Below are 22,154 nucleotides of genomic sequence, written 5' to 3'. Positions count from 1 at the left end.
ACAGATTAAATAATCCCCAACGCGCGTTTACCGTGGATATTCAAATCCTCCAGCGTGAAGCGTCCTTCCCAGTTAGTTTCATAATCCTCACGCGGGAAATCACCCGGCGACGCGCCTTTTTCCAGTGCGGCTTTCACTTTGTGGGCATAAGCCAGATTCTTTTCGCACATTGGTGCGGCAGGAATGTACATCACGTTGCCCCAGCCCTGCTGATTTTCCACCGGGGCGACGGAGTGAATCACGTCGCAATGCCACCAGACGGAGTCTCCGGCGTCCAGTTGCGGAATGCTGGTCAACGCCTCAATCAGCAGCGGATGCCATTGTGTGGAAATCGGCAGGACTCTGCCGGGCGCGACGCCGCAAAGTTCATCTTCCGGCACATCATCAAGCAATGGGCGTAACAGCACATATGCCATCGCTTCAGGAATAGGGACCACGTGCAGCAATCCCTGACCCGGCAGCATATCGGACAGTGCAGTCCAGCCCTGGAAGGTACGGAAGACCGAACATTTGGTGGTGTTATCCACCGTGTACTCTTCTACCTCGGTGCGATGCGCCGCCTGCCATGGATCATAATCTTCCAGCTTACCATTGAAAACATTAGCAAAGACCTGCTGATATGCCGGAAGAAGCCAGCGCTCCAGCGCGCCGGAATCCGTATGCGCGCCCAGCCCTTTGGACGTCGTTCCCGGCGGGCGACGGCGTATCCGGTCAGGGTAGATAACGCTGACATCCGGGTTAAACCATTGCTTACCTGCGCTTGAAAATGTCCAAAGACGATTAAGGAACGACTGTGCATTGGCCATTTCTTCACTCTGACGGGCCTGCATCTGCGCCTGGGACCAGTAGATGGGGTAGATTTCAGGCCGCGATGCGCTCAGGGTACCGAAGAAATTATCGCCCGGTCCTTTATAGACATCGTCAAAATGGTTGCGGTCCAGATAGTCCAGCATTGACCGATCCCAATCGAGGGCCTGTTCTCGAGGGAAATGGCCTTTAATCACCGCGCATCCGCGACGCTTAATTTCTTCACGCTGCTCTGCACTTACGCGACCCGCGTTGATATCTGCATAAGACACTACGGGCCAAACCGGGGAGCCTTGCGCTTTGAGGGCGTTGATTTCCGCCACGCGATTGGCAATGGCATCGCTCAACTGATTGAAAATCAGCTGAACATCTCCAAGCTGTTCACGCAGTTGCTGTTTCATCTGCCGGATTGTCGCTTTGTGATCGGCGGGCAACGTGTCGCTGGTAAAAGTAAAAGCCATATCCACCTCACATTAACTTTCATTCGAAACTCATTTAACTTACAAATGATAATATAAGTTAAAATTTAGTTAACGCAAGTTTAAAACTTGATGGAGTGAGCAAAATGGAAAAAGAGTGAAAACCGGGGTAAGGGATACCCCGGTTGGCAGGATTAGATGTTAAAAGGCGAAGTGTTATCCAGCACCGCCTGAATCACGTTCAGCGCGCCCTGATGGTTGTTGTCGTCGGTCTGATAGCGAGCAATCGCTTTGATACTCTCTGCAGCGTTGGCCATGGCGAAAGAGTAGCGCGCCATTTTCAGCATTTCCGCGTCATTACCGCTATCGCCAATCGCGACCACGTTTTGCGGTGACAGGTTCCAGCGCTTTAGCAGACGGCTGATCCCGTTTGCTTTATGTAAACCAGGAATGATCAGGTCGATAAACCCAAAGCCGCTGGTGACGGGCTTCATAATACCGTCAAGGGCTGAATGAAGGTGATCGATAACTAATGGGATCTGTTGGTCAGGTAGATTTAGCGAGAACTTGAACAGTACATCGTCGATGTCCTGATAATCCTTCACGGGTTTCAGGCGATGATAGTGTTTTGACATCAACGCGACAAAGGACTCTGGGGCATTTTCGCTAACGTAGGCGCTTTGCAGGCCGCAAGCCACAAAGTTGAGATGCTTATCTTTTAACAGTTCGCCAATGACAATGCGTGATTCGTGACGGGTGAGCTCACCGTGAAACAGCTGCTTGCCATGCTCATAAACCAGCGCGCCATTCTCAGCGACAAACGATATTTCGTCTTTAAGCTCCGGGAAAAAGGAGATCAGCTGGAAATACTGGTTGCCGCTGGCCACGACAAATTCAATATCTCGTTTTTTTAGTTCCTGATACTGCGCCATAAAACGGGCACGATCGTATTGCTTGGCGTCGTCGAGAAAAGTTCCGTCCATATCGGTGACGATAACTTTGATGGTCATACTTGCTCCTGGCTCATAACTGCGACCAGAAACATTCTAATAACAATGTGACCTGTGGCACAAATTTAATTTCGAATGAAAGTAAAAGGCCGGGTGACAGCTTCGCCTTACCCGGCTAAGGGGGAGATATGAAGGCCCGGTAAGCGCAGCGTCACCGGGCGGGGGTTTTACAACATGTGTTCAGTACGGGCGATGATATCGTCCTGCGCATCCGGAGACAGCGCGGTGAAGAAGGCGGAATAACCTGCTACACGGACCACCAGGTCGCGGTACTGATCCGGGTGTTTTTTGGCTTCCAGCAGCGTTTCACGCGAGACAATGTTGTACTGAATATGCCAGCCTTTGTGCTCTTCAAAGAAGGTACGCAGCAGGATCATCAGCTTTTGCTTATCGGATTCATTCTCCAGCGTGGCCGGGTTCAGTTTCTGATTTAACAACACACCGCCGAGGATTGAACCGGTCGGCAGTTTTCCCACCGAGCCAATTACCGCCGTTGGGCCGAGATGGTCCGTCCCGGAGGCCGGACTTGCGCCTTCCGCCAGCGGGGTGTACGCCTTACGGCCATCCGGCGTTGCCATCGTTGCCGCGCCAAACGGTACGTTTGCGGAGATAGACGAGGTGCCGGCGTAGTAATTGCCGCCAACCGGGCCACGTCCGTAACGCGGATTATGATACTGTTTCAATTCACTGATATAGGTCTGATAAGCGCGGGCCAGCAGCGTATCAACGCTATCGTCATCGTTGCCGTATTTCGGCGCGCCGTTGATCAGTCGCTGGCGTAATTGCTCATGGGTCAGACCGTCAAAATCGTCGGCCAGCGCGGCGGCCAGCTGTTGCTGGCCGATAGCACCTTGTTCAAAGACCAGTTTCTTCACAGCCGCCAGACTGTTGCCGAGGTTGGCGATACCCACTTGCAAACCTGATACCCAGTCATACTTCGCGCCGCCTTGCTTAATGCTTTTCGCGCGCTCGATGCAGTCGTCTACCAGCGCGGAGCAGAGAATATCATGTACATTCTCTTCCAGCATGGTGTCGACGACATACTCGATTTCGATAGATTTACGCGTGTAGTAGCGAATCTGCGCATCCCAGGCGTCCATCACTTCGTCGAAATTGTTGAAGTTACCGGCTGAGAGCGCTTTTTCCTGTGGCAGGAAGACTTTGCCGCTGGTGGCATCACGACCACCTTCCAGCGCCGCCAGCATTACGCGGGCAAAGTTAATAAAGCTCATGCCGGTGCAGCGGTAGCCCCATTTACCGCCAACGGCGGTTTCGATGCAACCAATAGCTGCATAGTCATAGGCGTCCTGCGGTTCAATGCCAAGCTTAATGAATTCCGGGATGACGATTTCATCGTTGTTAAAGGCTGGCATCCCGAAGCCGCAGCGGATCACCTGCACGCAGGCATCCAGGAAGTCATTACTCATCCCTGCGTGATAACGCACGCTCAGGTTGGGCTGCGTAGAACGCAGACGGCCGCAGGATTCCAGAATCGCGTAGGAGAGCGGGTTGACGGCATCCATCGCCTGACCGTTAACCAGATTTTGACCACCAATGGTTACGTTCTGATACAGCGGACTGCCCGCCGATGCTTTCGAATGGGAGCCGGAACGGATTTTGTTCACTTCCAGCAGTTTCAACCAGCAGCTGTGCAGCAGCTCAATGGCGTGCTCGCGATCGAGGCTCTGGTTCAGTTCTACGTCACGACGATAGAACGGATAGAGATACTGATCCATACGACCAAACGACACCGAGTGACCGTTAGATTCAATTTGCAGGATCAACTGAATGAAATAGCACAACTGCAGCGCCTGCCAGAACGTTTTTGGCGGCTCATGGGCGATCACATCGCAGTTTTCCGCAATGGTCAGCAGTTCATCACGACGGCTGGCGCGAGTTTCTGTGGACGCCATTTTACGTGCCAGCGTGGCGAAGCGCTCAATGTGCAGGCTGACGGCCTCCAGCACGATATCTATCGCTTTCAGGAACTGATCGCCATGGAGGTCTTCCAGACATGTCAGATTGATGCGGGAACGACGTTCATCGACTTTGTGGCGTAGGCCGTCGAGACCTTTTTCCAGCAGCAGCGGGAAGTTTACCGCCAGGTGTGCGTCGCCGGAGGTCATGTTACCTTCGGCTTTGATAATGCCGGTTTCCAGCAGCCCTTTCTGTTCGTCGGTAAACATCCCGTAGCAGCGATCCTGCACGGTCTGACCGCGCCACCATGGACACACTTCGTGCAACACACGTTTATTCTCCTCGCTTACCGAGAAGCCTGCGCCCGGCCTGTCGGCGAGGTCGTCGATCTCTTTTTCAATCCAGGAGACGGTGTATTCCGGGAAGATAGGCGCAGCACGTACTTCACTCGCCTGGTTGCCAACGATCAGCTCGTCATGCTTAATCCAGATGGTACGTTCCGCCAGATGATGGGCCAGCGCCAGCGCGCGGCGAACCGGGATGGGTTTATCCAGATGCTGTTGGTACATCTCGGTATAGTGCTGGGCGCGCTCGGTACAAACCGGCGGCTTTACGATGTGGATCAGGGCCGTTTTATGCGCTTTGATACGGTCGCTGAGTGTGTCCAGTTTCAGTGTGGTCATGGCGATTATCCTCGTAGGGTCGCGGTTAAACCTTTAAGGCTGGCGTACTGCTGGGCAAATTCGAGCAGCGCAGGCGCATCAAGCGGTTTATCCGGTGCGTTGTAGGGTTGACTGAGTAAGTGGTATTTGTTGATGCCCAGAGTGTGGTAGGGCAAAAAATGGATCTCACCGACGTGAAGCTCGTCGGCGGCAAAATCGGTAATGGCTTGAATAGCGGCTTCGTTAGCGTTGAATCCCTGAATCAGCGGTACGCGGATGATCATTTTTTTACCAGCGGCGGCCAGTTTTTTTAGATTTTCCAGTACGCGAGAGGCACGCCCATCGGTCCACTGTTTAAACGGGGCGTCGGCCACATGTTTTAAATCGGCCAGGAACAGATCGACGTTAGGTAATGACGGTTCAATATACTTCCACGGAACATGCAGACACGTTTCTACCGCCGTATGAATGCCGGCATCGTGGCTGGCTTTGAGCAACGCTGCCGCCAGTTCTGGCTGCATAAACGGTTCACCGCCGGATAAGGTGAGGCCCCCTCCGCTGCGGTCGTAAAACGGTTTGTCACGCATTACGGTCGCCATGATCTCGTCCACACTTTTTATCTCTCCGCAGACGGTCAGTGCCTGCGTCGGACAGCAGTGGGTCAACGCGGTAAGCGCGTCATCGGTCAGTTTTTCGCGATGAATCAGCAATCCGCTTAGCGCCCGTTCAATCACCTCCGGTGCTGCCTGAGCACAAAGATCGCAACCCTCGAGGCACAAACGCGCGTCATAGAGCAGATCCTGCGTGCGTGCGCGGCTTTCCGGATTCTGGCACCACCGACAGCCCAGGGAGCATCCCTTAAGGAACACCACGGTACGGATCCCGGGACCATCATGCGTGGAATAGCGCTGGATATTGAAAATCATAAGCGGCCTCTTTTCTTTCGTATAAAGATTAAATTACTTTCGAATGAAAGTTATATTGACGTGCGTCAACTAACTGTGAGGTTTCGCCGTGCTACCTTTTATCCATGCAATTATTCGTTTAAGGAAAGGTTATGGAACTCTATTTAGATACGTCTGACGTTGCCGCGGTAAAAGCGCTGGCGCGTGTTTTTCCGCTGGCAGGGGTGACCACTAACCCAAGCATTGTGGCGGCAGGTAAGCAGACGCTGGAGGTGTTACTGCCGCAACTGCAGGAGGCGATGGGAGGGCAAGGACGACTGTTTGCTCAGGTAATGGCGACCACCGCCGAAGGTATGGTCAGCGATGCGCGTAAACTGCGGGCAATCATCGCGGATATCGTAGTTAAAGTGCCGGTGACGGCAGAAGGTCTGACGGCCATTAAATTGCTGAAAGAAGAGGGCATCCCGACGCTGGGTACCGCCGTATACGGCGCCGCTCAAGGGCTATTCGCTGCGCTGGCGGGGGCGGAATACGTGGCGCCCTACGTTAACCGCGTGGATGCGCAGGGGGGAGACGGCATTCAGACGGTGAACGATCTGCAGGCCTTATTGAAAATGCATGCCCCACACGCCAAAGTCCTGGCAGCCAGTTTCAAAACACCGCGTCAGGCGCTGGATTGCCTGCTGGCGGGTTGCGAGTCCATCACGCTGCCGCTGGATGTCGCTCAGCAGATGATTAGCTCTCCGGCCGTTGATGCCGCCGTAGCGAAGTTCGAGCACGACTGGCAGAGTGCATTCGGTCGTACATCGATCTGATGCTGTTGCCGGGTGGCGCTAACGCTTACCTGGCCTACGTTCGAGCCGTTGTAGGTCGNGCGCCACCCGACTTTATTACCGACTACAAACCTCACACCCCGGATTACGCATCAGCTTCATTTCGCGAAACTGGCAGGTCATGGCGTCGTACATGACGATTTTTCCCGACGCCGGTTTACCGTAGTTTGCCAGCAGCTTAATGGCCTCCATCGCTTGTAATGAGCCGATCACGCCGATCAGCGGGGCCATCACTCCGGCCTCGACGCAGGTCAGGGCATTTTCACCGAACAGACGGCTCAGGCAGCGGTAGCAGGGCTCCCCTTCCTGATACGTAAATACGGTAATTTGTCCTTCCATGCGAATTGCCGCACCAGAAACCAGCGGAACCCTGGCGGCAAAGCATCCGGCATTCAGTTGATTGCGGATGCTGACGTTATCCGTACAGTCCAGCACCAAATCGTGCCCGGCAATAAGCGCGTGAATCTCGCTATCTTCCAGCAGAGCATTCACCGGCGTAATGGCGATGTATGGATTAATCCGCGTCAGTGCGTCGCGGGCGGAGAGCACCTTTGGCTGTCCAACGGTCGCATCGCTGTGCAGTGTCTGGCGCTGGAGGTTCGACACGGAGACCGTGTCAAAGTCGAGCAGGGTTAAATGCCCGACGCCAGCGCCCGCAAGGTACTGGGTTGCTGCACATCCCAGCCCCCCCAGACCGACGACCAGTACCCGCGCCTCCTTGAGCGCTTCCTGGCCTTCAAAATCGAAGCCGCGCAGAATGATTTGCCGGTTATAGCGCATCATCTCCTGGTCGCTGAGTTCCGCCATTACAGGCCTCCAAACAGTGCGTTAAACGGCTCGACCTCAACCCATTCTCCGGCTTCGACGTTACCGCGATCGCGCTCCAGCACGATAAAACAGTTGCCGAGGCTAAAGGAGCTAAAAATATGCGAGCCCTGATGTCCGGTGGTGGTGACTTCCAGTTCGCCTTCTGCGGTGCGCTGCAACACACCGCGCTGAAAATCCAGACGGCCAGGCGTTTTCTTCAGGCGTGATGCGGTACGTACGCGCTGGCGCGCAGGCAGCCCGCAGGCGGTGTTGCCGCTGAGTTTTGCCAGCAGCGGTTGTACCAGTTGATAAAAGGTGAGGGCTGCAGACACCGGGTTACCCGGCAGGCCGCAAAACCAACTGTTGCTCAGTTTGCCAAAGGCGAACGGTTTGCCCGGTTTGATGGCCAACTTCCAGAAGGCAATTTCTCCCAGCTCTTCCAGAATGGTTTTGGTGTAATCCGCTTCGCCTACGGAAACGCCGCCGGAACTGATGACGACATCGGCCTGGCTGTCGGCTTCGATAAACGCGGCGCGTAGCGCGTTGGGATCGTCGCGAATGATCCCCAGGTTGATCACTTCGCAGCCCAACTGCTGCAGCATCAGGTGAACGGTCAGACGGTTGGTGTCATAAATCTGTCCGTCGCCCAGCGGTTGACCCGGCAACTGCAGCTCATCGCCTGTAGAGAACAGCGCCACGCGGACTTTACGCACAACGGGGACTTCGGCAATACCGAGCGAAGCCAGCACGGGAAGCTCGGCGGTGGTCAGGCGCGTCCCGGAGGGAAACACCACCGCGCCATTGGCAATATCTTCGCCGCGCAAACGAATATTTTGTCCGCTGCGGACCTCGGCGGTAAAACGCACACCGTCGTCGGTTTGTTCCGTTTGCTCCTGCATCACCACCGCGTCACAACCGACAGGCACCGGGGCGCCAGTCATAATGCGGATGCAGGTTCCCGCAGGCCACTCGCCATGGAAAGGCTGACCGGCAAAAGCTTTGCCTGCCACAGCCAGAGGCTGGTCAGACTGTAAATCGGCTAATCGCACCGCATAGCCATCCATTGCCGAGTTATCGAATCCCGGCACATCAATCGGGGAGACGACATCGGTGGCCAGAATGCGGCCAAAGCATTGAACCAGCGGCAGCGTTTCAACAGCGGTAAGCGGGGTAATACGCGACAGCATCTGAGAGAGAGCCGTTTCAAGCGGCATCAGTCCGGCGGTAAATTCCATGAGAAGACTCCTGCGGGGCAAAATCGAATCCGCTCATTATGTCAGAAAATGGACGCGGACAGTATGCCACCTCAGTCTTAGGTGCTGGCCTTTACCTTTACATGACGTCTGCATCTTTCTATATTCAAAAATCGAATCAATAAGTCACAGAAATTCTGATATTTATAACCCCGGTATCTGCCACCTGATGGACGAAAAAAATGGGTAAAGCAGTCATTGCAATTCACGGCGGCGCAGGGGCTATCACCCGTTCGCAGCTGAGCCAGGAGCAAGAGTTGCGTTATATACAGGCGCTGTCGGATATTGTTGAAACCGGCCAGCGGATGCTTGAGGACGGTCGTAACGCACTGGATGTAGTGACCGAAGCCGTGCGCTTGCTGGAAGAGTGTCCGTTGTTTAATGCCGGAATTGGCGCGGTATATACCCGTGATGAAACCCATGAACTGGACGCCTGCGTGATGGACGGCAATACGCTGAATGCGGGAGCCGTCGCCGGGGTCAGTCATCTGAGAAATCCGATTCTCGCGGCGCGCCTGGTGATGGAACACAGCCCGCACGTCATGATGATCGGTGAAGGGGCTGAAAAATTTGCCATTGCGCACGGTATGGAGCGCGTATCGGCGGATATTTTCTCGACGCCAGAACGCTATGCGCAACTGCTGGCGGCGCAAGCGGCAGGTGAAACGCTACTGGATCATAGTGCGAGCCCACTGGATGAAAACACCAAAATGGGTACCGTAGGGGCGGTCGCGCTGGATATGTATGGCAATCTGGCGGCGGCAACATCGACCGGCGGAATGACCAACAAATTACCCGGTCGGGTGGGGGACAGTCCACTGGTCGGCGCAGGCTGTTATGCCAATAATGCAAGTGTGGCTGTCTCCTGCACCGGAACCGGGGAAGTCTTTATTCGTGCGCTGGCGGCCTATGATATTGCGGCGTTGATGGACTACGGCGGCCTGAGTTTATCGGAGGCGTGTGAACGCGTAGTAATGGAAAAATTACCGGCGCTCGGCGGCAGCGGCGGTTTAATTGCCATCGACCACGAGGGCAACGTCGCCCTGCCATTTAACAGCGAAGGCATGTACCGCGCCTGGGGATACGCAGGCGATACGCCAACCACCGGTATTTATCGGGAAAAAGGAGATACCGTTGCCACACAGTGATGAGCTTGACGCCAGCGACGTGCTGGCAGTCAACAATCTGAATATTGCCTTTGAACAGGAGCAGCAGCGCGTCAGTGCGGTGCGCAATCTGTCATTTCGCCTGAAGCGTGGCGAAACGCTGGCGATCGTGGGCGAATCCGGTTCAGGAAAATCGGTAACAGCCTTGTCGCTGATGCGTCTGATTGAACAGGCAGGCGGCGAGGTGAGTTGCGATGAAATGCTGCTACGACGCCGTAACCGACAGGTTATTGAGCTGGGTGAGCAGAGCGCGTCGCAGATGCGTCACGTACGCGGCGCGGATATCGCCATGATCTTCCAGGAGCCGATGACATCGCTCAATCCGGTATTCACCGTGGGTGAGCAGATTGCCGAGTCAATCCGTTTGCATCAGGGGGCCAGTCACGAAGAGGCGATGGTGGAAGCTAAACGGATGCTCGATCAGGTCCGTATCCCTGAGGCGAAGGCGATTTTATCGCGTTATCCGCACCAGCTTTCCGGCGGCATGCGTCAGCGGGTGATGATCGCCATGGCGCTGTCTTGTCGCCCTGCGGTTTTAATTGCCGATGAGCCGACCACCGCGCTGGATGTCACTATCCAGGCGCAGATCCTGCAACTGATAAAAGTGTTGCAGCAGGATATGTCGATGGGCGTGATTTTTATTACCCACGATATGGGCGTCGTGGCGGATATTGCCGACCGCGTGCTGGTGATGTATCAGGGTGAGGCGGTAGAAACCGGCAGCGTTGAGCAGATTTTTCATGCTCCTCAGCACCCCTATACCAAAGCGCTGTTGGCCGCTGTGCCGCAGCTTGGCGCGATGTGTGGACAAGAGTATCCGCGCCGTTTCCCACTTATATCATTACACGATCCCAGTCATGTAGAACCGCAGACCGAGCAGGACACCGTGGTTGAAGGCGAGCCTATTCTGCAGGTACGTAATCTGGTAACGCGTTTTCCTTTGCGCAGCGGCATTCTTAATCGGGTGACTCGCGAGGTGCATGCGGTTGAAAACGTCAGCTTCGACCTGTGGCCCGGAGAAACGCTCTCGCTGGTGGGGGAGTCGGGTTGCGGGAAATCCACCACCGGGCGGGCGCTACTGCGTCTGGTAGAGTCTCAGCGTGGAGAAATCATCTTCAATGGCCAGCGTATCGATACCCTGGCCGCCAGTAAGCTACAGCCGCTGCGTCGGGATATTCAGTTTATCTTCCAGGACCCCTATGCTTCGCTCGATCCGCGTCAGACCGTAGGATATTCCATTTTAGAGCCGTTGCGCGTGCATGGATTACTGCAAGGGGATGCGGCGGCAAAACGAGTTGCCTGGCTGCTGAAGCGCGTAGGATTGCTCCCTGAGCATGCCTGGCGCTATCCGCACGAGTTTTCCGGTGGTCAGCGTCAGCGTATCTGCATTGCCCGGGCGCTGGCGCTCAATCCCAAGGTGATCATTGCCGATGAATCCGTTTCGGCGCTGGATGTCTCGATTCGCGGGCAAATTATCAACCTGTTGCTCGACCTGCAGCGTGAACTGGGGATCGCATACCTGTTTATTTCCCACGATATGGCGGTGGTGGAGCGGATCAGTCACCGTGTGGCGGTAATGTACCTTGGGCAGATTGTCGAGATCGGCTCCCGGCGCGCGGTGTTTGAAAATCCGCAGCACCCATACACCCGCAAACTGATGGCGGCGGTCCCGGTTGCCGATCCATCGCATCACCGGCCCCAGCGCGTGCTGTTGTCGGATGATATCCCCAGTAATATCCGCAAACGCGGCGAAGAGATTCCCCCCGTTTCACTACAGTTAGTTGGCCCGGGGCATTATGTCGCGCGTGGGCAACCAGAAAATGCGCTTTCGCGTTTATAACAGGCAGGCAGGGTTTAAGGAGAATAACATGACAAAAATTGTTGCTCGAAAATGGCTGGTTGCTGTGGGTGTGGCCTCTGCGCTGGCCGCAACACCTGGCTGGGCCGCCAAGGATGTGGTGGTGGCGGTAGGATCTAATTTCACCACGCTCGACCCCTACGACGCGAACGACACGCTGTCGCAGGCGGTAGCGAAGTCGTTTTATCAGGGGCTGTTTGGCCTTGATAAAGAGATGAAGCTGAAAAACGTGCTGGCGGAGAGCTATACGGTTTCTGATGATGGCCTGACTTACACCCTTAAGCTGCGTCAGGGCGTGAAGTTTCAGGATGGCACTGACTTCAACGCCGATGCGGTTAAAGCTAACCTCGACCGGGCCAGTAATCCGGAAAACCATCTGAAACGTTACAATCTGTATAAGAATATCGATAAAACCGAAGTCGTCGATCCGTCGACGGTGAAGATTACGCTGAAACAGCCGTTCTCTGCCTTTATCAATATTCTGGCGCATCCGGCAACGGCGATGATTTCTCCCGCCGCGCTGGAGAAATACGGTAAGGAGATAGGTTTCCACCCAGTGGGGACCGGGCCGTACCAGCTTGATACCTGGAATCAGACGGATTTTGTGAAGGTTAAGAAGTTCGTGGGCTACTGGCAGCAAGGGCTGCCAAAGCTGGATACGATTACATGGCGTCCAGTGACCGACAACAACACGCGTGCGGCCATGCTGCAGACCGGGGAAGCGCAGTTTGCTTTCCCGATCCCTTACGAGCAGGCGGCGTTACTGGCGAAGAACAAAAACCTGGAACTGGTGGCTAGTCCGTCTATCATGCAGCGTTATATCAGCATGAACGTCACGCAAAAACCATTCGACAACCCGAAGGTGCGTGAAGCGCTGAATTATGCCATCAACCGCCAGGCGCTGGTGAAAGTGGCTTTTGCCGGTTACGCGACGCCGGCAACCGGCGTTCTCCCCCCGTCGATAGCCTATGCGCAAAGCTATACGCCATGGCCATACGACCCGGCGAAAGCGCGCGAACTGCTGAAAGAAGCAGGTTATCCGAACGGTTTTACCACAACGTTATGGTCTTCGCATAACCACAGTACGGCGCAGAAAGTGCTGCAATTTACCCAGCAGCAGCTGGCGCAGGTGGGTATTAAGGCTCAGGTAACAGCGATGGATGCCGGACAACGCGCCGCGGAAGTTGAAGGAAAAGCGCAAAAAGAGAGCGGAGTACGGATGTTCTACACCGGCTGGTCTGCCTCTACGGGTGAAGCTGACTGGGCGTTGTCACCGCTGTTTGCATCACAAAACTGGCCGCCGACTCTGTTTAATACGGCGTTCTACAGCAACAAGCAGGTGGACAGTGATTTAGCGGCAGCGTTGCAAACCAACGATCCTGCGCAGAAAGCGAAGCTGTACAAGGATGCGCAGGATACTATCTGGAAAGAGTCGCCGTGGATCCCGCTGGTAGTGGAAAAACTGATTTCGGCGCACAGCACCAGGTTGACCGGGTTCTGGATTATGCCGGATACCGGATTTAGCTTTGATGATGCGGATTTAAAATAAGCTATTCATTCGGCCCCGCAGCCCAGGGGCCGACGAAGGGAGTGTGATGCTTAACTATGTTTTCAAGCGCCTGCTGGGGTTGATTCCAACTCTGTTGATTGTTGCGGTGCTGGTGTTTTTATTTGTTCACCTGCTACCCGGCGATCCGGCCCGGCTGATTGCCGGACCGGAAGCTGACGCCGAGGTGATTGAACTGGTGCGCAAGCAACTGGGTCTGGACCAGCCGCTGCATGTTCAGTTCTGGCATTACATGACCAATGTATTGCAAGGCGATTTTGGGACCTCGATGGTTTCTCGTCGCCCGGTTTCAGAAGAGATAGCCAGTCGTTTTATGCCATCGCTATGGCTGACTATTGCCAGTATGGCGTGGGCGGTGTTATTTGGCATGACGGCAGGGATTATTGCCGCGGTATGGCGCAATCGCTGGCCGGACAGATTGAGTATGACGCTGGCGGTCACCGGGATCTCGTTCCCGGCATTTGCGCTTGGCATGCTGCTCATGCAGATATTCTCCGTTGAGCTCGGTTGGTTACCCACCGTTGGTGCTGACACCTGGCTGCACTATATCCTCCCGTCTATTACGCTGGGCGCGGCGGTGGCTGCGGTGCTGGCCCGGTTTACCCGCGCGTCGTTTGTCGATGTGCTCAGTGAAGATTATATGCGGACCGCGCGGGCTAAAGGAGTGAGTGAAACCTGGGTGGTGTTAAAACATGGTCTGCGTAATGCGATGATCCCGGTGGTCACCATGATGGGGCTACAGTTTGGCTTTTTGCTCGGCGGATCTATTGTGGTTGAGAAGGTATTCAACTGGCCAGGGCTTGGGCGGCTGTTGGTGGACTCAGTTGAAATGCGCGACTACCCGGTGATTCAGGCCGAGGTGCTGTTGTTTTCTCTGGAGTTTATTCTTATTAACTTAGTGGTGGATGTGCTCTACGCCGCCATTAATCCGGCTATCAGGTACAAGTAAGGATGCGATTTTTTAACTGGCGCCGACAGGCGATTTTAAATGCGATGCCACTTGTTAAGCCTGAGCAAATCCGCACGCCGTGGCATGAATTCTGGCGTCGTTTCCGCCGTCAGCGCATGGCGATGTTTGCGGGGCTGTTTGTCCTGTTGCTGATAGCGGTGGCGATTTTTGCGCGCTGGCTGACGCCATTTGATGCCGAGAACTACTTCGATTATGACCGTCTGAATGACGGACCGTCGATGCTGCACTGGTTTGGGGTTGACTCACTGGGACGGGATATCTTTAGCCGCGTGCTGGTTGGCGCGCAAATCTCGCTGGCGGCAGGGGTCTTTGCCGTGTTTATTGGTGCGGCGATTGGCACGGTGTTGGGTCTGCTGGCAGGATACTATGAAGGCTGGTGGGACAGACTGATTATGCGTATCTGCGACGTGCTGTTCGCTTTTCCGGGGATTTTGCTGGCGATAGCCGTCGTCGCCGTGTTGGGCAGCGGCATTGCGAACGTGATCATTGCCGTGGCCGTTTTCTCCATTCCTGCCTTCGCACGCCTGGTGCGCGGAAATACGCTGGTGCTGAAGCAGCAGACCTTTATTGAGTCTGCGCGCAGTATTGGCGCCAGCGATGCGACCATCATTTTTAACCATATCCTGCCGGGTACGGTTTCATCGATCGTGGTCTTTTTTACCATGCGAATTGGCACGTCGATTATCTCTGCCGCGAGCTTGTCATTTCTGGGATTGGGCGCGCAGCCGCCGACCCCGGAGTGGGGGGCCATGCTCAATGAAGCACGCGCTGATATGGTGATCGCGCCGCACGTGGCGATTTTCCCCGCAGTGGCGATATTCCTGACAGTGCTGGCGTTTAACCTGCTGGGAGATGGTCTGCGCGACGCGCTGGACCCGAAAATTAAAGGGTAAATCACAGGCCTGATAAGACGCATTAGCATCGTCATCAGGCCTTACCGGATGCGGCGAAACGCCTAATCCGGTCTGCAGTTGGCTTACGCTTATTTAAACGCGGGTGCCCCACAGATCGTATTCATCTGCGTTTTCGACTTTCACGCGGATGATATCGCCAGGTTTCACCTTAGTTTCGCCATTCAGGTATACCGCGCCGTCGATTTCCGGGGCGTCAGCCATACTGCGACCAATCGCGCCTTCTTCGTCAACTTCATCAACGATAACCAGAATTTCGCGGCCCACTTTCTCCTGCAAGCGTTCAGCAGAGATCTGCTGTTGCAACTGCATAAAGCGGTTCCAGCGTTCTTCTTTCACCTCTTCCGGGATTTGGTCCGGAAGATCATTGGCGCCAGCGCCTTCTACCGGGCTGTATTTAAAGCAGCCCACGCGATCCAGACGTGCTTCCTTCAGGAAGTCGAGCAGCATCTGGAAGTCTTCTTCCGTTTCACCCGGGAAACCGACAATGAAGGTGGAGCGCAGCGTCAGTTCAGGGCAGATTTCACGCCACTGCTTGATGCGCGCCAGCTGTCTGTCCACGGAACCTGGGCGTTTCATCAGTTTAAGAATACGCGGGCTGGCATGCTGCAGCGGGATGTCCAGATACGGCAGAATTTTCCCTTCCGCCATCAGTGGGATCACGTCATCAACGTGCGGGTAGGGATAGACGTAATGCAAACGCGTCCAGATCCCCAGTTTTGATAACTGCTCGCACAGATCAACCATGCTGGTTTTGACCGGCTCGCCGTTATGGAAACCGGTGCGATGCTTCACATCCACGCCGTAGGCGGAGGTATCCTGAGAAATGACCAGGATCTCTTTTACGCCTGCATCCACCAGACGTTTGGCTTCGCTGAGGACGTCGCCAATCGGGCGGCTCACCAGATCGCCACGCATCGACGGAATAATGCAGAACGTGCAGCGGTGGTTGCAGCCTTCAGAAATTTTCAGATAGGCATAATGGCGCGGAGTCAGCTTGACCCCCTGCTCAGGAACCAGACTCTGGAACGGGTTGTGCTTAGGTTTTGGCACATAGTGGTGAACGTGCTCCAGAACCTGTTCGTAGCTGTGCGGCCCGGTGATTTCCAGCACCTTTGGGTGAACTTCACGGATCTGATCGACTTTCGCGCCCAGACAGCCGGTGACGATCACCTTGCCGTTTTCGTTCAGCGCTTCGCCGATTGCTTCCAGAGACTCCTGAACCGCGCTGTCGATAAAACCGCAGGTGTTAACGATAACCATATCCGCGTCGTCGTAGCTTGGCACAACATCATAGCCTTCGGTACGAAGTTCGGTCAGGATGCGCTCAGAATCGACGAGGTTTTTCGGACAACCTAGTGATATAAAACCAATTTTTGCCATTTTCTTATACTGTACATTGCTCGTAATCGGGCGATTATACAGATGCCTTCACGGTACATCTATATCTGATCAGCATAAGGCCGGGAGAATAAGGACCAATACCCAGAAATAGTGGATCGGTTAGCGGAAGGTGTTTAGCGAGTCTAATTCCGGCTTTAAGTGCCACTTCTTGGCTGTAGAAATTAATTATCGTAAATTTTATCTCGTCGAGCGTTATTAATGAGGTTAAATTTGAAAGATATTGTTTTGCAGTCGAAACTTGAAATGGCGAAAACTCTTTATGCTAATGGTGTGAGTTTATATTATATCTCACTTGCCACGGGCTTAAGTTGGCGCGTATTAATGGCAGAATTAACGTTTATCGCCAGTCATGAAATTATTCGACAAAAAACTGATGCTCGCAAACCCAGAGTTTAAATAATTCATCTGTCTATTACCCATCCTGCAAAATTTGAAAGGTAACGTTAATATGTATATTTCGCCACTGCCGCTTGCGACGGACTCTGATGTTGATAAACTGAGAGACGATATTGCTAATAAGCTCTTATTTACTATTGGCAAAGATCCCGCCATCGCGACGAAGCGGGAGTGGCTTAACGCGACGTTATATGCGGTTCGCGATCGAATGGTCGAGCGTTGGCACCGTTCTAATCGGGCTCAATTCTCTCAGGATGCACGCCAGGTTTATTATCTGTCGATGGAGTTTTTAATTGGCCGTACGCTGTCGAATGCGCTGCTGTCGTTAGGTATTTACGATGAAATCAGAAGCGCGCTGGAGGCAATGGGACTTGAACTGGAAGAGTTGATTGACGAAGAAAACGATCCCGGACTTGGGAATGGCGGTCTTGGTCGTCTGGCGGCTTGTTTCCTTGATTCTCTGGCAACGCTTGGCCTGCCGGGATGTGGATACGGCATTCGCTATAACTACGGTATGTTTAAACAAAATATCGTCAACGGCGTACAAAAAGAGTCGCTGGACTATTGGTTAGAATACGGTAATCCGTGGGAATTCAAACGTCATAATACACATTATAAAGTGCGTTTTGGCGGGCGACTGCAACAAGAAGGGAATAAAACCCGCTGGCTTGAAACTGAAGATATTCTGGCGGTGGCCCATGACCAAATTATTCCCGGCTATGCGACGGATACCACCAACACATTACGGTTGTGGAACGTTCAGGTAAATAGTGAGGTTAATGCGGGCAAACTAAATCAGCAGGAAGACTTTGCTACGGAAGTGGAAAACAAATACCACTTTGATCGGATCTCGCGAGTACTGTACCCGGATGATTCGACCGATGCAGGACGTGAGCTGCGTTTACGCCAGGCCTATTTCCTGGCATCGGCTACGATTCAGGACATCCTGAGCCGTCATTATCAGTTGCACCGCACATACGATAATCTGTGCGATAAAATCGCGATTCACCTCAATGATACGCATCCAGTGCTGGCGATCCCTGAGCTGATGCGTTTGCTGATTGATCATCACCAGTTTAGTTGGGATAACGCGTTTGACGTGACCTGTCAGATTTTTTCTTATACCAACCATACATTGATGAGTGAGGCGCTGGAAACCTGGCCGGTAGAAATGTTAAGTCGAATTTTGCCGCGTCATTTGCAGATTATTTTTGAGATAAACGATCGCTTCCTGAAGACGTTACAGGAGCGCTATCGCGATGACAGCGAACTGTTGCAGCGCGTATCGCTGATTGATGAATCTAATGGGCGCGTGGTGCGCATGGCCTGGCTGGCGGTGGTTGTCAGTCATAAGGTAAATGGCGTGTCGGCGTTGCATTCAAAGCTGATGACCGACTCCCTGTTTGCTGACTTTGCGCGTATCTTTCCTTTGCGTTTCACCAACGTAACCAACGGTGTTACGGCGCGGCGTTGGTTGGCGCTGGCAAACCCTGCGCTAGCCAATGTACTGGATGATAATATTGGTGAAAGCTGGCGGACCCAATTAATGCAATTAGGCGAGTTGAAGCAGTATATAGACTATCCGACGGTGAATGAGGCGGTACGCCGGGCGAAGCATGAAAATAAGCAGCGACTGGCGCAACATATTGCCAGCCATTACGGCGTGGTGGTGGATCCAAATGCGCTGTTTGATGTGCAGGTGAAACGTATTCACGAATACAAGCGGCAGCTTATGAATGTGCTTCACGTGATCACGCGCTATAACCGGATTAAAGCCGCGCCGGATGCCAATTGGATTCCACGTGTCAATATTTTTGCCGGAAAAGCCGCCTCGTCTTACTATATGGCGAAGCAAATTATTCGCTTAATCAACGATGTGGCGCAGCTAGTTAATAATGACCCGCAAACAGGCGGCAAACTGAAGGTAGTCTTTATTCCGGATTACAGCGTTAGTCTTGCTCAGCTAATTATTCCGGCAGCCGATCTGTCAGAACAAATTTCCCTGGCCGGGACGGAAGCCTCCGGGACCAGCAATATGAAATTTGGTATGAATGGCGCGTTGACCATTGGCACGCTCGACGGTGCGAATATTGAAATGCGCGAATATGTTGGGGAAGATAATATCTTCATCTTTGGTAACACGGCTAATCAGGTTGAAGCCTTACGATGTGATGGCTATGACCCGCGACGGATCTTTGAAAGTGATGAAGAACTGCACCAGGCGCTGACGCAAATCGGTACAGGTATGTTCAGCCCGCAGGAGCCTGGACGTTACAGAGACGTGCTGGATTCATTGATCAACTTTGGTGACACCTACCAGGTGTTGGCGGATTACCGCAGCTATGTGAACTGCCAGGATGCGGTGGATGAGTTGTATCGAACTCCTCGCGAGTGGACGACAAAGACGATGCATAATATTGCCAACATGGGGTATTTCTCATCGGACAGAACGGTGCAGGAATATGCCGACCATATCTGGCGCATAGCTAAAATTCGCGTATAGCAATTTCCCTAACGCTGGGCCTCCCTGGATTTTATAACAGGGAGGCAGTTTGCAAATCGGCGAGTATGGGGGAGAGGATCTTATGGGTATTGCTGTCTTTGCGCGATGAAGCAAACACACTAAATTGCGGCAGGGGAAACGGCGTGTTTATTTTTTTCAGCCCATACAGATGAGCATGTGTTGCAAATACCTTTTCCGGGATCACCCCTATACAATGGGTATTGGAGACAATCGTCAGTATCGCCGTAAATGATGAGGTAAGCAGGCAGCGCTCCCCGGTTCTGAATTTTTTATCCACAATGCTGCGATGGTAAATGATTTTTTCATTCTTGGTATTATAACCCACCAGGTTCGCGTTTCTGAATTGCGCTTCGCTAATGGTGCTGCCGTATAAAGCGTTATTTTTTGATGCCGCCAGTACCAGCCGCATATCGCATATTTTCTGGCATGAAAGGCTTGCTGACTCAACGGAAAAAGTTGAAAAAACGGCATCTGCCTGGCGCATATTCAATAACTCAATAATGCTCTGTTCATTCAGGTCGGCGGTGAGGTGCAGGAGACTGATATCGGCGTCGGTATCGATTATCCTGGCGGTAACTTCGGGAATGACGATAGGGGAAATAAAAGATTCCGTGTAGAGCGTTAGCCTTTTTTTGGCGGCAGGCGTGGAAAGCGGCATCAGCGACGACAGTTTGTCGATAATTGGGATTGTATTATCATAAAGCTCATCAGAGTAGACCGTCGGTAACAGCGCATTTCCGCTGCGGACGAACAGATTATCCCCCATCATTTCTCGCAGTTTTCTCAGGGACTGGCTGACGGCAGAGGGCGAAATGTTCAACATGTCCGCGACCCTGGAAATGCTGCCGACGCTATAGATCAAGCAGAAAATCGTCAGTAGATTGAGATCAATTTTTGATAGCGTGCGAATTTTCTCTGCATCATTTGCTTTCGACATACACCCCTCATAATCAGCGCCACGGCAGTAATCACATCAGGTATAGCAAAAAATGTCAGGCCAGTCAGACACTGACCATTTTCGCTGAGCACACCGTCTGGAGTTGTAACATTGTAAATTATGTTAATCAATTGAGCTTTGTTGATGTAGGACATCTATTTGTTCAAAAAACAACCATACTATTAAGTTGCACCATGGTTGGAAAGAGGAGGAACAAAGTATGGTTGTTGACAGACTGAGAACCGATCTTCTCAACAAATTGATAAACGCCCGTATCGAACTTGCCGCTTATCTGCTGTTGAGAAAAGCGAAAGGCTACATGTCAGTTAGCGAGAGCGATCGTCTGCGTGATAATTTTTTTGTGCTGAATCGCGAATTGCACGAACAATCACAGCTTCACGGTATGCATCTTGATCAGGAAGAGTGGAATGCCCTTCATCGTGCTGAAGGGGCGTTAGCCGCCGCCGCTGTTTGTCTTATGAGTGGACATCACGATTGTCCAACCTTCATCGCCGTTAACGCAGAGAAACTGGAAAACTGCCTGACAACGCTGACGCTGAGTATCCAGTGTTTGCAATCTTATCCAACGCTGGAACACGTCTGAATCAGGGGGAGGGCGCTCCCCCTTTTCGTTAAGATTATGTAAATATGGCAGGATAATTCCCCTTGCTGGCTACGCTTTATGCAGAGCTATTCAGGAGGTGTTATGCGTCGACTCTTTCTCTGTGCTATTCCACTTGCGCTATTTTCCACTTATGCCGCCGCGGTAAAAGTGGAAGTGCTGCAAACCAAACTCGATCACCCGTGGTCGCTGGCTTTTTTACCCGACAATCGCGGTATGCTCATTACGCTCAAAGGCGGCCAGCTTCGACTCTGGCAGCCAGAGAAGGGGGTTTCCGACCCACTGACCGGCGTGCCCAAAGTCTGGGCAAATGGTCAGGGAGGACTGCTTGATGTGGCGTTAGCACCGGATTTTGCACAATCTCGCCGGGTATGGCTGAGCTTTGCTGAAGCTGATAGTGAAGGTAAAGCCGGCACGGCGGTAGGTTACGGGCGGCTGAGCGACGATCTCAAACATCTGCAAGGATTCCAGACCGTTTTTCGCCAACAGCCGAAGCTCTCTACCGGAAACCATTTTGGCGGACGTATGGTATTTGATGGTAACGGCTATCTGTTTATTGGCCTCGGTGAGAATAACCAACGAGCCAGCGCACAGGATCTGGATAAGCTGCAGGGTAAGGTGGTACGACTGACCGACGAGGGGAAAATTCCGCCGGATAATCCGTTTGTGGGCAAGGCGGGGGAGCGGGCAGAGATTTGGTCATATGGTATCCGCAATCCGCAGGGCATGGCGATGAATCCCTGGAGCGATACCCTGTGGCTCAATGAGCATGGTCCACGCGGGGGCGATGAAATCAATATCCCGGAGAAAGGGAAAAACTACGGCTGGCCGATCGCGACCTGGGGCGTTAACTACAGCGGTCTTAAAATTCCGGAAGCAAAAGGTCAAATTGTTGCTGGCACTGAGCAACCCATCTTTTACTGGGAAAAGTCACCGGCAGTCAGTGGAATGGCTTTTTATAACAGCGACGCCTTCCCTCAGTGGCGGCAGAAGTTGTTCATCGGCGCGTTGAAAGATAAAGAACTGATTGTGCTGAGCGTCAAAGGGAATACGGTCACCGAAGACGGTCGTCTGTTACAGGAACGGGGACAGCGGATCCGTGATGTTCGCGTCGGACCAGACGGTTATTTATATGTATTAACCGACGAGTCCGACGGGGAATTACTAAAAGTGAGTCCCTGACCTG

Annotated in this window: 18 protein-coding genes; 10 read left to right on the top strand and 8 right to left on the bottom strand. The window is 53.2% G+C overall.

The genetic code is table 11. From position 1 onward, the window contains the following. Positions 1-5: 5 nt before the first annotated feature. The 4 genes from OGV77_RS02275 to OGV77_RS02260 form a co-directional block, all read right to left on the bottom strand. Positions 6-1,268 carry a DUF1479 domain-containing protein gene (locus tag OGV77_RS02275; protein ID WP_043015701.1) on the bottom strand — a complete coding sequence of 421 codons (1,263 nt, stop codon included), beginning with the start codon at positions 1,266-1,268 and terminating at the stop codon, positions 6-8. 152 nt (positions 1,269-1,420) lie between these two features. Then, positions 1,421-2,236 carry a Cof-type HAD-IIB family hydrolase gene (locus OGV77_RS02270; protein ID WP_087051506.1) on the bottom strand — a complete coding sequence of 272 codons (816 nt, stop codon included), beginning with the start codon at positions 2,234-2,236 and terminating at the stop codon, positions 1,421-1,423. Between the two features lie 167 nt (positions 2,237-2,403). Continuing rightward, positions 2,404-4,836, bottom strand: coding sequence for a glycyl radical protein (locus OGV77_RS02265; protein ID WP_087051505.1), 2,433 nt, complete (start codon positions 4,834-4,836; stop codon positions 2,404-2,406). Between the two features lie 5 nt (positions 4,837-4,841). Beyond that, entirely contained in the window at positions 4,842-5,741 is a 900-nt protein-coding gene (locus OGV77_RS02260) for a glycyl-radical enzyme activating protein (protein ID WP_075144946.1), read from the bottom strand. A 131-nt stretch (positions 5,742-5,872) separates the two neighbouring features. On the opposite strand from OGV77_RS02260, the gene fsa reads away from it, so the two are divergent. Next, the gene (gene fsa / locus OGV77_RS02255) at positions 5,873-6,535 is read left to right on the top strand and encodes a fructose-6-phosphate aldolase (protein ID WP_043015706.1); all 663 of its coding nucleotides are present in this window, start codon (positions 5,873-5,875) and stop codon (positions 6,533-6,535) included. A 75-nt stretch (positions 6,536-6,610) separates the two neighbouring features. Here the strand turns inward: fsa and moeB are convergent, their stop codons facing one another. Beyond that, complete coding sequence (gene moeB, locus OGV77_RS02250) at positions 6,611-7,360, bottom strand: molybdopterin-synthase adenylyltransferase MoeB (protein ID WP_087051503.1); 750 nt, start codon at positions 7,358-7,360, stop codon at positions 6,611-6,613. After that, positions 7,360-8,595, bottom strand: a complete 1,236-nt coding sequence (moeA, locus tag OGV77_RS02245) for a molybdopterin molybdotransferase MoeA (RefSeq protein WP_075144944.1) — start codon at positions 8,593-8,595, stop codon at positions 7,360-7,362. Before moeA ends, moeB begins: the two co-directional genes overlap by 1 nt. Before the next feature lie 200 nt (positions 8,596-8,795). On the opposite strand from moeA, the gene iaaA reads away from it, so the two are divergent. From iaaA to gsiD, 5 genes are read left to right on the top strand one after another with little or no spacing between them, the layout of a single operon-like run. Then, positions 8,796-9,761 (top strand): beta-aspartyl-peptidase, encoded by a 966-nt coding sequence (gene iaaA / locus OGV77_RS02240; protein WP_286502596.1) that lies wholly within the window; start codon positions 8,796-8,798, stop codon positions 9,759-9,761. Next, a complete protein-coding gene (gene gsiA / locus OGV77_RS02235) occupies positions 9,748-11,619 on the top strand; it encodes a glutathione ABC transporter ATP-binding protein GsiA (protein WP_043015710.1) in 1,872 nt (623 codons plus the stop codon). Before iaaA ends, gsiA begins: the two co-directional genes overlap by 14 nt. 28 nt (positions 11,620-11,647) lie before the next feature. After that, entirely contained in the window at positions 11,648-13,186 is a 1,539-nt protein-coding gene (gene gsiB / locus OGV77_RS02230; protein WP_043015711.1) for a glutathione ABC transporter substrate-binding protein GsiB, read from the top strand. Between the two features lie 46 nt (positions 13,187-13,232). Next, a complete protein-coding gene (gene gsiC, locus OGV77_RS02225; protein ID WP_032942797.1) occupies positions 13,233-14,153 on the top strand; it encodes a glutathione ABC transporter permease GsiC in 921 nt (306 codons plus the stop codon). A gap of 2 nt (positions 14,154-14,155) precedes the next feature. Further along, the gene (gene gsiD, locus OGV77_RS02220) at positions 14,156-15,067 is read left to right on the top strand and encodes a glutathione ABC transporter permease GsiD (RefSeq protein ID WP_043015712.1); all 912 of its coding nucleotides are present in this window, start codon (positions 14,156-14,158) and stop codon (positions 15,065-15,067) included. Positions 15,068-15,160: 93 nt separating this feature from the next. Here the strand turns inward: gsiD and rimO are convergent, their stop codons facing one another. Beyond that, positions 15,161-16,468: a 30S ribosomal protein S12 methylthiotransferase RimO gene (rimO, locus tag OGV77_RS02215; RefSeq protein ID WP_003831616.1), complete on the bottom strand. Its 1,308-nt coding sequence runs from the start codon at positions 16,466-16,468 to the stop codon at positions 15,161-15,163. 231 nt (positions 16,469-16,699) lie between these two features. Here rimO and OGV77_RS02210 point away from each other — a divergent pair, with 231 nt between their 5' ends. Both OGV77_RS02210 and glgP read left to right on the top strand, forming a co-directional pair. Continuing rightward, the gene (locus tag OGV77_RS02210) at positions 16,700-16,885 is read left to right on the top strand and encodes a glycine cleavage system protein T (RefSeq protein WP_226791845.1); all 186 of its coding nucleotides are present in this window, start codon (positions 16,700-16,702) and stop codon (positions 16,883-16,885) included. A gap of 52 nt (positions 16,886-16,937) precedes the next feature. Continuing rightward, on the top strand, positions 16,938-19,388 hold the full coding sequence (gene glgP / locus OGV77_RS02205; RefSeq protein ID WP_087051500.1) for a glycogen phosphorylase: 2,451 nt from the start codon (positions 16,938-16,940) through the stop codon (positions 19,386-19,388). Between the two features lie 31 nt (positions 19,389-19,419). Here the strand turns inward: glgP and OGV77_RS02200 are convergent, their stop codons facing one another. Then, positions 19,420-20,346, bottom strand: coding sequence for a LysR family transcriptional regulator (locus tag OGV77_RS02200; RefSeq protein ID WP_047412423.1), 927 nt, complete (start codon positions 20,344-20,346; stop codon positions 19,420-19,422). A 220-nt stretch (positions 20,347-20,566) separates the two neighbouring features. Between OGV77_RS02200 and bssR the strand changes: the two genes are divergently transcribed. Continuing rightward, positions 20,567-20,950, top strand: coding sequence for a biofilm formation regulator BssR (gene bssR, locus OGV77_RS02195; protein WP_006685335.1), 384 nt, complete (start codon positions 20,567-20,569; stop codon positions 20,948-20,950). 102 nt (positions 20,951-21,052) lie between these two features. Beyond that, entirely contained in the window at positions 21,053-22,150 is a 1,098-nt protein-coding gene (locus OGV77_RS02190) for a PQQ-dependent sugar dehydrogenase (RefSeq protein WP_087051498.1), read from the top strand. The last annotated feature ends 4 nt before the right edge of the window (positions 22,151-22,154 follow it).

It is taken from the genome of Citrobacter sp. Ce129, from assembly GCF_030334545.1.
Taxonomy (GTDB): domain Bacteria; phylum Pseudomonadota; class Gammaproteobacteria; order Enterobacterales; family Enterobacteriaceae; genus Citrobacter; species Citrobacter europaeus.
Note: the sequence above shows the minus strand (reverse complement) of the source record. Positions and strands in the feature narration are given on the sequence as shown.